The sequence below is a fragment of the Pseudomonas sp. NPDC096950 genome (genome assembly GCF_044762525.1).
Classification (GTDB): domain Bacteria; phylum Pseudomonadota; class Gammaproteobacteria; order Pseudomonadales; family Pseudomonadaceae; genus Aquipseudomonas.
Genome location: NZ_JBIWEL010000002.1, coordinates 44,296 through 57,417, shown reverse-complemented (window position 1 = coordinate 57,417; position 13,122 = coordinate 44,296). Strand labels below are relative to the sequence as shown.

The 13,122-nt window shown below is 59.7% G+C and carries 8 protein-coding genes; 5 read left to right on the top strand and 3 right to left on the bottom strand.

Translation table 11 applies throughout. The features are described from left to right. Window positions 1-77 precede the first annotated feature (77 nt). Window positions 78-2,924, top strand: coding sequence for an RNA polymerase-associated protein RapA (gene rapA, locus ACIQY3_RS04590; protein WP_403017742.1), 2,847 nt, complete (start codon window positions 78-80; stop codon window positions 2,922-2,924). Between the two features lie 161 nt (window positions 2,925-3,085). Here the strand turns inward: rapA and ACIQY3_RS04585 are convergent, their stop codons facing one another. Next, a complete protein-coding gene (locus ACIQY3_RS04585; RefSeq protein ID WP_403017741.1) occupies window positions 3,086-4,435 on the bottom strand; it encodes a spinster family MFS transporter in 1,350 nt (449 codons plus the stop codon). 371 nt (window positions 4,436-4,806) lie between these two features. On the opposite strand from ACIQY3_RS04585, the gene ACIQY3_RS04580 reads away from it, so the two are divergent. Continuing rightward, window positions 4,807-5,172, top strand: a complete 366-nt coding sequence (locus tag ACIQY3_RS04580) for a YkgJ family cysteine cluster protein (RefSeq protein WP_403017740.1) — start codon at window positions 4,807-4,809, stop codon at window positions 5,170-5,172. Window positions 5,173-5,306: 134 nt separating this feature from the next. Next, window positions 5,307-7,589: a putative bifunctional diguanylate cyclase/phosphodiesterase gene (locus tag ACIQY3_RS04575; RefSeq protein ID WP_403017739.1), complete on the top strand. Its 2,283-nt coding sequence runs from the start codon at window positions 5,307-5,309 to the stop codon at window positions 7,587-7,589. Here ACIQY3_RS04575 and ACIQY3_RS04570 read toward each other — a convergent pair. Continuing rightward, entirely contained in the window at window positions 7,480-8,376 is an 897-nt protein-coding gene (locus ACIQY3_RS04570) for an NAD(P)-dependent oxidoreductase (protein ID WP_403017738.1), read from the bottom strand. The two genes, ACIQY3_RS04575 and ACIQY3_RS04570, sit on opposite strands and share 110 nt — an antisense overlap. A gap of 195 nt (window positions 8,377-8,571) precedes the next feature. On the opposite strand from ACIQY3_RS04570, the gene ACIQY3_RS04565 reads away from it, so the two are divergent. Next, window positions 8,572-10,767, top strand: a complete 2,196-nt coding sequence (locus tag ACIQY3_RS04565) for a hypothetical protein (RefSeq protein WP_403017737.1) — start codon at window positions 8,572-8,574, stop codon at window positions 10,765-10,767. A gap of 309 nt (window positions 10,768-11,076) precedes the next feature. Here the strand turns inward: ACIQY3_RS04565 and ACIQY3_RS04560 are convergent, their stop codons facing one another. Continuing rightward, a complete protein-coding gene (locus ACIQY3_RS04560; protein WP_054615938.1) occupies window positions 11,077-11,382 on the bottom strand; it encodes a DUF2288 domain-containing protein in 306 nt (101 codons plus the stop codon). A 350-nt stretch (window positions 11,383-11,732) separates the two neighbouring features. Between ACIQY3_RS04560 and ACIQY3_RS04555 the strand changes: the two genes are divergently transcribed. Beyond that, complete coding sequence (locus ACIQY3_RS04555) at window positions 11,733-12,860, top strand: branched-chain amino acid ABC transporter substrate-binding protein (protein WP_403017736.1); 1,128 nt, start codon at window positions 11,733-11,735, stop codon at window positions 12,858-12,860. Window positions 12,861-13,122 lie beyond the last annotated feature (262 nt).

Sequence of the window (13,122 nt, the reverse complement as noted above, 5' to 3'; positions counted from 1 at the left end):
CGACGCGAGTTATCCTTTGGCCCTGAAGGCTCATTCCGTTAAGATAGCCCGCTTTTTCAAGGTGGGAGTCAGGCAGCATGGCGCAGCAGTATCAACCGGGGCAACGCTGGATTAGTGACAGCGAAGCCGAGCTGGGTTTGGGCACCGTTCTGGCACAGGACGGCCGCTTGTTGACCGTGCTCTATCCGGCCACTGGCGACACTCGTCAGTACGCGCTACGGAATGCGCCCCTCACACGTGTGCGGTTTTCCCCGGGTGACTCGATCACTCACTTCGAAGGCTGGAAACTGACCGTACAGGAAGTCGACGATGTCGATGGCCTGCTGGTCTACCACGGCCTCAACGCGCAAAACGAAGTGGTGACCCTGCCGGAAACCCAACTGTCGAACTTCATTCAGTTCCGTCTGGCCAGCGACCGTCTGTTCGCCGGGCAGATCGACCCGCTGGCTTGGTTCTCCCTGCGTTATCACACCCTGGAACACACCAGCCGTCAGTTGCAATCTTCCCTTTGGGGCCTGGGCGGCGTGCGTGCACAGCCGATCGCGCACCAATTGCACATCGCCCGTGAAGTCGCTGACCGTATCGCGCCGCGGGTTTTGCTGGCGGACGAAGTGGGCCTGGGTAAAACCATCGAAGCCGGTCTGGTGATCCATCGTCAACTGCTGTCGGGCCGCGCCAACCGCGTGCTGATCCTGGTTCCAGAGAACCTGCAGCACCAGTGGCTGGTGGAGATGCGCCGCCGCTTCAACCTGCAAGTCGCGCTGTTCGACGAAGAACGCTTTATCGAAAGCGATGCCGCCAACCCGTTCGAAGACACCCAGCTCGCCCTCGTGGCACTGGAGTGGCTGGTGGACGACGAGAAGGCCCAGGACGCGCTGTTCGCCGCCGGTTGGGACTTGATGGTGGTCGACGAAGCCCACCACTTGGTCTGGCACGAAGAGAAGGCCAGCGCGGAATATTCGCTGGTGGAGCAACTGGCCGAAGTCATTCCCGGCGTGTTGCTGCTGACCGCGACCCCGGAACAACTGGGTCAGGACAGCCACTTCGCGCGTCTGCGCCTGCTCGACCCGAACCGTTTCCATGACCTGCACGCCTTCCGCGCCGAGAGCGAAAACTATCGCCCGGTGGCCGAAGCCGTTCAGGAATTGCTGGATAAAGGGCGCCTGTCGCCCGAAGCGCACAAGACCATCCACGGTTTCCTCGGCAACGAAGGCGAAGCGCTGCTCACCGCCGTCAACGATGGCGACGTCGAAGCCAGCGCCCGTCTGGTGCGAGAGCTGCTCGACCGCCACGGCACCGGCCGAGTGCTGTTCCGTAACACTCGCGCCGCCGTGCAGGGTTTCCCGGAGCGCAAACTGCACCCGTACCCGCTGCCGTGCCCCGACGAATACCTCGAACTGCCCCTGGGCGATCACGCCGAGCTGTACCCGGAAGTCAGCTTCCAGGCCCAGCCGGACGCCAACGAAGAAGAACGCTGGTGGAAATTCGACCCGCGCGTCGAGTGGCTGATCGATCAGCTGAAAATGCTCAAGCGCACCAAAGTGCTGGTGATCTGCGCCCACGCCGAAACTGCGATGGACCTGGAAGACGCCCTGCGCGTGCGTTCCGGCATCCCGGCCACGGTGTTCCACGAGGGCATGAACATCCTCGAACGTGACCGCGCCGCCGCTTACTTCGCCGACGAAGAGTTTGGCGCGCAAGTGCTGATCTGCTCGGAAATCGGCAGTGAAGGTCGCAACTTCCAGTTCTCGCACCACTTGGTGTTGTTCGATCTGCCGTCCCACCCGGACCTGCTGGAGCAGCGGATCGGGCGTCTGGACCGGATCGGCCAGAAGCACATCATCGAACTGCACGTGCCGTACCTGGAAACCAGTCCGCAAGAGCGCCTGTTCCAGTGGTACCACGAAGCGCTGAACGCCTTCCTCAATACCTGCCCGACCGGCAACGCCTTGCAGCATCAGTTCGGCCCGCGCCTGCTGCCGCTGCTGGAAAACGCTGACGATGGCGAGTGGCAAGCGCTGATCGACGAAGCACGCAGCGAGCGTGAACGTCTGGAAGCCGAGCTGCACACCGGTCGCGACCGTCTGCTGGAACTCAACTCCGGCGGTTCGGGCGAAGGCGATGCGCTGGTCGAGGACATTCTTGAGCAAGACGATCAGTTCGCTCTGCCGATCTACATGGAAACCCTGTTCGACGCGTTCGGCATCGACAGCGAAGACCATTCGGAAAACGCCCTGATCCTCAAGCCGAGCGAAAAAATGCTCGACGCCAGCTTCCCGCTGGGCGACGACGAAGGCGTGACCATCACCTACGACCGCAACCAGGCGCTGTCTCGCGAAGACATGCAGTTCATCACCTGGGAACACCCGATGGTGCAGGGCGGCATGGACCTGGTGCTGTCCGGTTCGATGGGCAACACCGCCGTGGCGCTGATCAAGAACAAGGCGCTGAAACCTGGCACCGTATTGCTGGAACTGCTCTACGTCAGCGAAGTGGTCGCCCCGCGTTCACTGCAACTGGGCCGTTACCTGCCGCCGGCCGCCCTGCGCTGCTTGCTCGATGCCAATGGCAACGACTTGTCGGGCCGGGTGTCGTTCGAAACCCTGAACGATCAACTGGAAAGCGTGCCCCGCGCCAGCGCCAACAAGTTTATCCAGGCCCAGCGCGATCAGCTGACGCCACGGATCAACGCCGGCGAAGAGAAGATCGCCCCGCGTCACGCCGAACGTGTGGCCGAGGCGCAGCGTCGCCTGGCCGCCGACACCGACGAAGAACTGGCGCGCCTGACCGCGTTGCAAGCGGTCAACCCGACCGTGCGCGACAGCGAGCTGGTAGCCCTGCGTAACCAACGCGAGCAAGGCCTGGCCATGCTCGACAAGGCGGCGCTGCGACTGGAAGCGATTCGGGTGTTGGTGGCGGGTTAATCGCCCTCCTCTACTCCGTAGAAACAAAGAAGGCCCACAGTGATGTGGGCCTTTTTTTATGCTTTGCCTTTGTGGTGTGGCTGATGGCGCCTTCGCGAGCAAGCCCGCTCCCACAGGGGAATGCATTCCAAATGTGGGAGCGGGCTTGCTCGCGAAGGCCGTTATGCAGTCACCGCAGTAACCTCTGGTTCAACGACAGCCACCAACCCTTCTTTCATCCGCTTCGCATCCCGCACAAAACACCGCGACGCCATAAACAGAAACACCATGGTGAGAAACAGCGCCACCGGGATCAAATACATCGCGTCATGCAAGCCGACCGCCTTGAACGCCTCGGTCATCTCTGCGGCGCCCGCCGCCAGCATTGCGGTGTGGGCAAAGTGATCGGACAAACCGCCCACCACCACCGGCCCCAAGCCACCACCGAGCAAATACAACCCGGCAAAAAACAGCGCCATGGCCGTGGCCCGCAGGCGCGGTTCGACCACGTCCTGAATCGCCGTGTACACGCAGGTGTAGAAGTTGTACGCGAACAGCCAACCCAGGCTGAACACCGCGACAAACAGCCCGATGTCGATACGCCCGGCATGCAGCGCCCAAGCGGTGCACACGGTGGAGATGATCAAACTGAACGCGGCAAACAACAGTCGCCCATTGGCCACGCGTTGATGGATCTTGTCCGCCACCCAACCGCCCAGCGTCAGGCCGAACAGCCCGGTCACGCCAACGATCACGCCAGTCGCCACCGCCGCTTCATGCAACGGCATCAGGAAATAGCGTTGCAGCATCGGCACCAGGAAGGAGTTGCAGGCATAGGTCGCGAAGTTGAAACACAGCCCCGCCAGCACCAGCCACAGGAACGTCGGCACCGCCAGCACCCGACGGATCGGCCGGTCCACACGTTCCTGGGAGACTTGCACGCTTTCCGCCGCGCCGCGTTTCGGTTCTTTAATGAAGAACATGAAGATCGCCAGGATCAGCCCCGGCACCGCCGCGATGAAGAACGGCGCCCGCCAGCTATCGAACGCCTTGACCATCGCGCCGATGGTGAAGAACGCCAGCAACAAGCCCAATGGCAGGCCCAGCATGAAAATGCCCATGGCACGGGCACGGCGGTGGGCCGGGAACAGGTCGCCGATCAGCGAGTTGGCGGCGGGGGCGTAGCTGGCTTCACCGATACCGATGCCCATCCGCACAATCAGGAAACTCCAGAAACTGCCCACCAGCCCGTTGACCGCGGTGAGCCCGCTCCAGACCGCCAGCCCCCAACCCATCAACTTGGCCCGGGAACCGGTATCGGCCATCCGCCCCAACGGCAGGCCGGCAATGGCATAAACGATGGTGAAGGCCGTGCCGATGATTCCCAGCTGAAAGTCGCTGAGGTGCCATTCCATGCGGATGGGCTCAATGATGATGGCCGGAATGGTGCGATCGAAGAAGTTGAACAGGTTGGCCAGGAACAGCAGGAACAGAATGCGCCAGGCATTCGCCGCTTGGGTCGAGTTCTGCATGGGGTCCGTCTCTTTTATTGTTATGAAGGCGTCGCTGCCCCCGGAATCTGCAATCTAGTCAGGCGCGCCAGAGCTGTCTGTAATTATTCGTAATGCTGATACCTGCCCATGGCAACCGCCCCCTCCAAACACCACAAAACCCTGTGGGAGCGGGCTTGCTCACGAAGGCGTCGTATCAGTCGATATCAATTTTGGCTGACACACCGCCTTCGCGAGCAAGCCCGCTCCCACAGGGGAATTGTGGTGTTTTCCATCGTCCGACCAACCGTTGAAAAATACCTGCGCGCCCCCCTTCCAAACCCCAAGCCGAAGCCTAGAATAGCGACCTGTTCTGCCCCACCGTGTCCCCCATCCCTCTTTGACTATCGCCCATGTCCGAAGCCAGTCCGTGTCTGAATTGCGGTGCCTGCTGTTCTCATTTTCGCGTGTCTTTTTTCTGGGGTGAATGCACCTCGGCCGGGGGAACGGTGCCCGACGAGCTGGTCGCGCCGATCAGCCCCAGCCGGGTCGCCATGCTCGGCACAGACTGCAAACCTACCCGCTGCATCGGGCTGGTGGGTGAAGTCGGCAGCCAGGTGCAGTGCTCGATTTACGATCAACGGTCCAGCACTTGCCGGGAGTTCGACGCGTCCTGGGCCAATGGCGAGGCGAATGTGGATTGTGATGCGGCGCGGGCGGCGTTCGGGCTGCCGGCCCTGCAACCGGCGTTTGAAATCCCGTTTGAACAGAGCGCTTGAGGCTTAGCGCCAATCGCTATTAGTGCCATACCGAAATCATTGGCGTCACCGTGCCATCACGGCTTGCGCTCTGTACATGACCTCTATACTCCAAAGCATTCGCCAGGGTTCATGGCGCAGAGACGGGGCATGCTATGGAGTGGCTTGGTTTGCAGTTCCTTACCGAGCTGCCGGAAGGCGGACAGGTCGTACTCAACTGCACCCACAACCCTTTTTTGGTGCTGCTGGCCTACGTGGTGGCTTGTGCGGCAGGCTTTGCCACGCTGGACATGACCGAACGGGTCGGCCACGTGGAAAAATCCGGCACCCAGCGGCTATGGCGCTGGGTCGGTGCCGGGTGCCTGGCGGGCGGTATCTGGGCCATGCATTTCATCAGCATGCTGGCGTTCCAGGCGCCAGTGGAAATCAACTACCTGTTGCCCGTCACCCTGCTGTCGCTGGTCTTCGCCCTGACGGCGTCCTATCTGGCAATGCACACCCTCAGCCACCCGGTTCTCAATGTCTGGCAATACCTGCGCGCCGCACTCTGGATCGGCCTGGGCATCGCGACCATGCACTATGTGGGCATGGCCGCCATGCATTCGATTGCGACGGCCTATTACAACCCTGTCCTGTTCGCCCTCTCCATTCTCATCGCGATTGGCGCCAGCCTCGCCGCCCTGCTGATTTCAAGGCACCTGCGCGATGGCACCGGTCTGTTTCATCAACTGCGCAAATTCACCGCCAGCCTCGTGCTCGGGGCCGGCATCGTCAGCATGCATTTCACCGGCATGGCGGCGCTCACCCTGGTGCTGCCGGTTGGCAGCCTGCCGATCCTGCCCAGTGAAAATAACCACCTGCAATTGGGGCTGACGGTGGCGGTCATGACCCTGTTGATCATCGGCAGTTGCATCAGCGCGGCACTGGCCGACAAGAAACTGCAAAACAAGGAACACGACCTGCGGCGGGTCAACACCCTGCTCAGTCAACTCGACCAGGCGCGCATGTCGCTGCAACAGGTGGCGCACTACGACGCCCTGACCAACCTGATCAACCGCCGTGGCTTCAATCAGATCTTCGCAGAGAAACTGATCGAGAAAACCAACGAGGGCGGCATGCTCGCGGTGATGTTCCTCGACATCGACCACTTCAAACGCATCAACGACAGCCTGGGCCACGACGCCGGCGACGAATTGCTCAAGGTGCTGGCCGCCCACATCAAAGGCGCGGTGCGCAGCCATGACGATGTGGTGGCGCGTTTCGGTGGCGACGAGTTCTGCATCCTCATCGGCCTGCACGACCGCGAAGAAGCCCGGCACATGGCCCAGCGCATCATGTTCAAAATGAAAGAGCCCATTGAGCTGTCCGGCCGGCGCATGGTGATGACCACCAGCATCGGCATCAGCCTGTTCCCCGAAGACGGCAAGACCTGCGAAGAACTGCTGAAAAACGCCGACCTGGCGCTGTATCAGTCCAAGGGCAGCGGCCGCAACAGCCTGCATTTCTTCAGTGCGAACCTGCGCACCCGGGCCACGATGGAGCTGCAACTGGAAGAAGAATTGCGCCATGCCCTGCGCGAAGACACCGGGCTGAAGCTGTATTACCAACCGATTTATGAGCTGAAAACCGGCCAGGTCACCAAGCTCGAAGCGCTGGTTCGCTGGCAACACCCGATTCATGGCTTGCTCACGCCGGATCGTTTCATCGCCATTGCCGAGGCCAACGGGCTGATCGCAGAACTGGACAATTGGGTGCTGTGCAAAGCCTGTGAAGACCTGGGCGAGTTGTCCCGCCACGGCTGTGAAGCCTTGAAAATAGCGGTGAACTGCTCGCCCTTGAACCTGGCCCGGGAAGAACTGGCCGACGAAATCGAAGAGGTCCTGCGCGTCACCGGCGTTGCGCCCGAGCGCCTGGAACTGGAAGTCACGGAAAACGCGCTGATGGGCAACATCGCCAATACGCTGGTGCTGCTACGGCAGATCCGTGCTCTGGGGGTGTCGCTGTCGATCGACGACTTCGGCACCGGCTATTCATCCCTGGCCTACCTCAAGCGCCTGCCACTGAACACGCTGAAAATCGATCGCTCATTTATCCAGGACATTCCCAAGGCCACCGCGGACATGGAGATCGTCCAGGCCATTATCGTCATGGCCCACACCCTGCATTTGCAGGTGGTCACCGAAGGCGTCGAGACGCTGGAGCAATACGAGTTTCTCGAACGCCACGGCTGCGATTTCGTCCAGGGTTACCTGCTCAGCCGTCCGGTGCCGCTGGAGGAACTGCGCCCGGTGCTGAACGAAATCAACCAGCGCAAACACGCGCACACGGTCAGTCCGTTGAGTCTGGCTCGCGGTATAACCGGACTAACGTTGACGGATCCTTTTCCAAAAAGCCCTGGCCCCCATGCAGGCGCATCAATTGTGCGGCCAATCCGCTGATCGGCGTGGCCGAGCCCTGTTCGCGAGAGAACTTCACCGCGGTGTCCAGATCCTTGAGCAGCGTGCGCACGTGCCATTTCACCGGTTCGAAGCGGCTCTCGGCCATTTGCGGGGCGAGGATCTGCAACGGTTTGGAATCGGCGAAACCGCCGGCCAACGCTTCGGCGATCAGGCTGACATCGACGCCAGAACGTTCGGCCAGCGCCACCACTTCAGCGATGACCAGGGCATTGCAGGCGACGATCATCTGATTGCAGGCCTTGGTCACCTGACCGGCACCGACGGCGCCCATGTGCGTGACCCGTTGCCCCAGACTTAGCAGCACCGGCCGCACGCGCTCAAGGTCCGCCGCGTCGCCACCGACCATGATCGCCAGGCTGCCCGCCTCGGCGCCAACCACCCCGCCCGACACCGGCGCATCCACCCAGGCCATGCCAGATTGGCTGGCGAGTGCGGCGGCCATTTCCCGCGTGGCGGTAGGCTCCAGGCTGGAAAAATCCACCAGCAACTGGCCACTTTTCCCTCCCTCGGCAACACCTGCCGGGCCGAACACCACCTCGCGCACCACCGCCGTGTCCGCCAGACACAGCATCACCACGTCCGCGTGCCGGCACAGTTCGGCGGGCGTCGCCACTTGCCGCGCCCCCGCTTCGACCAAGGCCGCGCACTTGGCCGGATTGCGGTTCCACACCGTCAGCGGATAGCCCGCAGCCAACAGACGCCGGCACATCGGCAAGCCCATCAAGCCAATTCCGGCGAATCCGAGGGAAGGTAAAGCGGCCATCATTTTGCCTCCTTTTGATTAAAGATCGCCGAATACTGGCCGATCCATCATAAATCAGGAATGGACTCCCCTGAGCGACGCACGGTCAACGCCCTGTCGCTTGGGCAAATTACACGCGCAAAAAGACGCGAAAACCCATTCCGTGAAGTTCGATGACAGCTTGTCGTTGAACCAACCCGTCCAGGCACATGGCGCACAATGACTTCTAAAAATAATCCGGCCACTGCGGTATCCGATTTGACGTTGAGCCCAGCGGCCAACAGCCCTTCATCGTCGAAGCCATTGATCCCGTCGCGCCCGCTGGCGACCCAGCAGTACCTGTACTTCACCGAAACCAATACCGACCGCATCCTCGATAACCTCGACGGCCTGCGTGACATGGTGTTCCCGCGCCCAACGCACCTGGAAGGCGACAACGAGCAGCACAACGAGCAGGAATTCCCGTCGGTGTGCCTGATAGGCCTCGGTCGTTGCGGTTCGAACATCGCGCTGGACGTCGCCGAACTGGTGTACAACGCGCGCAAGTTCTACCTCAACGAATTCAACAACGAAGATCGCCTGTCGCCGGACAAACGCTACGCCGAAAAAGGCTACAGCCCGGCGCAGTGGATTCGTAACAACCTGCGCCTGGGGCCGAACAAGGCCACTAAACCGGTGTTCCTGGTCGAGCCATTGGTCATGCTCGGCGACCTGGATAAAGACATCGCCGGTCGCATCCGTTTCTCGCGCAAGGGCGAAAAAAGCGGCTTCCTGCGCGACTACAGCAAAATGAAAATCATGGACTTATCGGAAGTCCACGCCGGTGGTGCCGGTAACGCGCCGATCCTCGGCCAGTACTTGGCCAAGATCATCCTGAACAAGGACACCCAGCGTTTCTCCAGCCCGGACTGGAAGATGATTCACTCGTACCTGATCGACAGCTGCGGGATCAAGGCCAACCAGTCGCGCCTGTATTTCTCGATTTTCAGTGCCGGCGGCGGTACCGGTTCGGGCATGGCCTCTGAATTCGGCCTGGCCCAGCAGCACTCGTACATGAACAAGACGTTCGACACCAAGCCAATGGACGAGCACGACAGCAAAAGCGGCCACGCCTTTGTCTTCGAGCCGATCTTCACCAGCGGCATTTGCGTACTGCCGAACATTTCCGACCACCGCAGCGAAATGTCCGAAGCGCTGCACATCAACGCCGGTCGCCTGCTGTGCAAATACCTGTCGGAGGAATGGGACTTCTCCTACAACTTCGACAATGAAGACAGCAGCGAAGCCAGCGTCATGGGCCGTATCCGACCATGGAACGCGATGATGCTGATCTCCAACGACATCATGCGTTACGCCGAAGAAAGCGATGACGGCAACATCCAGAACATTGATGTCAATGCGATGGAAAAGCACGCCAACCAATACATCTCGCAGCAGATCTTCAACATTCTGACGGCGCAGGCGGTCACGACTGACTACGACCAGAACTATTTCCGACGCGCCGGCATCGACATTGGCGAAACCATTCGCCTGGACGCCAACGACCTGTTCATGAGCCTGGCCGGTCCGGTGGCGATTGCCTACGCCGAATCCGTGGTGCCGGAAACCCCGGCGCCGAGCAGCGACAAGTTCAAGGTGTTCGATAAAGAGCCGCAGCGCCTGAACATCGATGACCTGTTCTTCCGCTCCATCGACCTGCCGCACTTCAACAAGGTTACCCAGGCCATCGAAGGCATCAGCCTGTTGCCGATCGAGTCCAAGCGCTATCGCGCGTCCCTGGAGCAATACAAGAATTCCGGTTATGACGCGGCCGCGTTGCACGACCTGCACTTCTTCAAGAACTGCTCGTCGGTGGTCTCGATCGTGTCGCTGCCCAAGGACTACAAGCTGTCCTACATGGACCTGAACCGCTTGAAGACCCACCTCAACAGCCTGTTCCCCAACACCACACTCAAGCGTTATGCACTGGTGATCGGCGCCTCGGCCAACCTGTCGCTGACCACGCTGATCGCCAAGAGCCCGTGCCTGTCGGACGACTTCCTGACCCTGATCGTGGCCTTCATCAAGCGCTGCTTCGCGAAGAATCCGTACCGCTTCGACGAGACCCTGGACAACTCGATCCTCGACTTCATCATCCATGAAGACTTCGACGAAGACCTGATCGACGACTTGCTCAACGAATTCGAAAACCCGGCGAAGATCCTCGACACCAACTGGTACGCGATCAAGCCGATGTACGAGAAGAAATACCGCGAGCTGATCAACGACAAGGACAAGTTTGTGTCGATCAACGACATTCGCCTGTCACGGGATTGCGTGAAGAAAGCGATCAAGTACCTGCGCGAGATTTATCGTCACCGGATTGGCAAGACCAAGGTTATTTCCCTTAATAACCACACCGGTAAAACCTTCTAATACCGAGTCGCCGCCCTTCGCGAGCAAGCCCGCTCCCACATTCGACCGCATTCCTCCAGGAAGAACGCGGTTACCTGTGGGAGCGGGCTTGCTCGCGAAGGGGCCCTGACATTCACCGCATCTGTCACTTTTTACTCACACTCAGAAACAATTAAGCAGCCCGCAGGCCGCTCATAAAACTGTTCCCGTTACGTTTACGTCACCCTCGTCAAAACCCTTCTGTGGCCTTTCTCTACGGCAACATGCCATCACGCTACTCGGCTACACACTTTTAGCCGGTGAAGCCGCGCACCATTTTAGTGCCGACTGTCAGCTCGTCGCCCTTTCCTGGATCAGAATCCACGGCGAAACCACCACGGCCCACAACTGCGGATCACGTTCGAAAAGATCCAGCGCCCGCGTTTCAGAGAGCTTGGCGAGGGTGTCGGCGGCCAGCCAGGCAGCCACTTTCTCGCCTTCGTCCGTGGCCACGGCTTCGGCCGCTGCGATCAAATCCAGGCTCGGGTCGACCCACAATAGGGCACCCTTGGCGAAGAACGGTTCCAGTTCCTTCCAGGTAATAGATGCGGTCTCACCAAGCAGCTTGGCATAGAGGGTGCTAGGTTCTTGAGTCATGGGTCCTGTCCGGAAAAGAAATCGGCGTGAATGATAACGTCGGTGGTCTGGCAGAAAAACCCGGATGCAATTGAGTCACCGAACGAAAAGCGCAGGAAAGCCAAGGAATGCTGCTGAATCAAGCGATTAGCCAGCTAACAACCCGCCGCAATTCTGTATTTTTCTTTCAAAAAAGCGACACCCTTTGGTTTTGCCCCTCGGCGCCAGCTTCCCACGCTGACAATCGGCGCTCTACACTGTACCGGTACAGTTGCCGGGGGCATTTTCCGGAGGATATCCAAGATATCTGACCCGGTTCTGCTGCTACGGCGCCAGGACTATAAAAACTACAACAGTAAGAGTGGAGCACTATGACTAAGGCTACTAAGCAGATTTCCAAACTGTTTGCCGCTATGGTTCTGGCCGGGGTTGCCAGCCATTCGTTCGCAGCTGACACCATCAAGATCGGTATCGCCGGCCCTAAAACCGGCCCGGTAGCCCAATACGGCGACATGCAGTTCAGTGGCGCCAAAATGGCCATCGAACAAATCAACGCCAAGGGCGGCGTCGACGGCAAGAAACTCGAAGCCGTTGAATACGACGATGCCTGCGATCCGAAACAAGCGGTTGCTGTAGCGAACAAAGTCGTCAACGACGGCGTCAAGTTCGTGGTCGGTCACCTGTGCTCCAGCTCCACTCAACCCGCTTCGGACATCTACGAAGACGAAGGCGTGATCATGATCACCCCGGCTGCCACCAGCCCGGACATCACCGCCCGTGGTTACAAAATGATCTTCCGTACTATCGGTCTGGACAGCGCCCAGGGCCCTGCCGCCGGTAACTACATCGCCGATCACGTCAAACCGAAAATCGTTGCCGTCCTGCACGACAAACAGCAATACGGTGAAGGCATCGCGACTGCCGTCAAGAAAACCCTCGAAGGCAAAAACGTAAAAGTTGCCGTATTCGAAGGTATCAACGCCGGCGACAAAGACTTCTCCTCGATCATCTCCAAGCTCAAGCAAGCCAACGTCGACTTCGTCTACTACGGCGGCTACCACCCGGAGCTGGGCCTGATTCTGCGTCAATCCCAGGAAAAAGGCCTGAAAGCCAAGTTCATGGGTCCGGAAGGCGTGGGTAACGACTCCATTTCGCAGATCGCCAAGGACGCTTCCGAAGGCCTGCTGGTGACCCTGCCGAAATCCTTCGACCAGGATCCGGCCAACGTCGCCCTGGCTGACGCGTTCAAAGCCAAAAAAGAAGATCCAAGCGGTCCGTTCGTGTTCCCGGCCTACTCGGCTGTTGAAGTCATCGCCGGTGGTATCACTGCCGCCAAGAGCGAAGACCCTGCCAAAGTGGCCGCGGCCATCCACGCAGGTTCGTTCAAGACGCCTACTGGCGACCTGAGCTTCGACGCCAAGGGCGACTTGAAAGACTTCAAATTCGTGGTTTACGAGTGGCACTTCGGCAAACCTAAAACTGAAGTTTCGCCTCAGTAAGGCTTTGCCTGACTGACTGCCAATAAAGCCCACGGCGTGCCGTGGGCTTTGTTTTACGAACGTATTGGGCCGCGCTGGCGTGATCCGCCAGTCTCCCCACCTGAAAATCTCAAAACCGTCATCAGCGGTTCGCTGGCAAACCTCGAATTCGAAGTGGATGCAGATCCACGGGGCTCGAGCGGGAAAATGACTCCACCAGTGAAATGCGTATCAGGTTTTTAGGAGCGCAGTAATGCCTGACATCTATCACTACTTCCAGCAG

Excerpts from the sequence above, each read along its gene's own strand:
- ACIQY3_RS04565 (WP_403017737.1), top strand. The coding sequence starts at position 8,572 with ATGACTTCTAAAAATAATCCGGCCACTGCGGTATCCGATTTGACGTTG.
- ACIQY3_RS04560 (WP_054615938.1), bottom strand. The coding sequence starts at position 11,382 with ATGACTCAAGAACCTAGCACCCTCTATGCCAAGCTGCTTGGTGAGACC.
- ACIQY3_RS04575 (WP_403017739.1), top strand. The coding sequence starts at position 5,307 with ATGGAGTGGCTTGGTTTGCAGTTCCTTACCGAGCTGCCGGAAGGCGGA.
- ACIQY3_RS04580 (WP_403017740.1), top strand. The coding sequence starts at position 4,807 with ATGTCCGAAGCCAGTCCGTGTCTGAATTGCGGTGCCTGCTGTTCTCAT.
- rapA (WP_403017742.1), top strand. The coding sequence starts at position 78 with ATGGCGCAGCAGTATCAACCGGGGCAACGCTGGATTAGTGACAGCGAA.
- ACIQY3_RS04570 (WP_403017738.1), bottom strand. The coding sequence starts at position 8,376 with ATGATGGCCGCTTTACCTTCCCTCGGATTCGCCGGAATTGGCTTGATG.
- ACIQY3_RS04585 (WP_403017741.1), bottom strand. The coding sequence starts at position 4,435 with ATGCAGAACTCGACCCAAGCGGCGAATGCCTGGCGCATTCTGTTCCTG.
- ACIQY3_RS04555 (WP_403017736.1), top strand. The coding sequence starts at position 11,733 with ATGACTAAGGCTACTAAGCAGATTTCCAAACTGTTTGCCGCTATGGTT.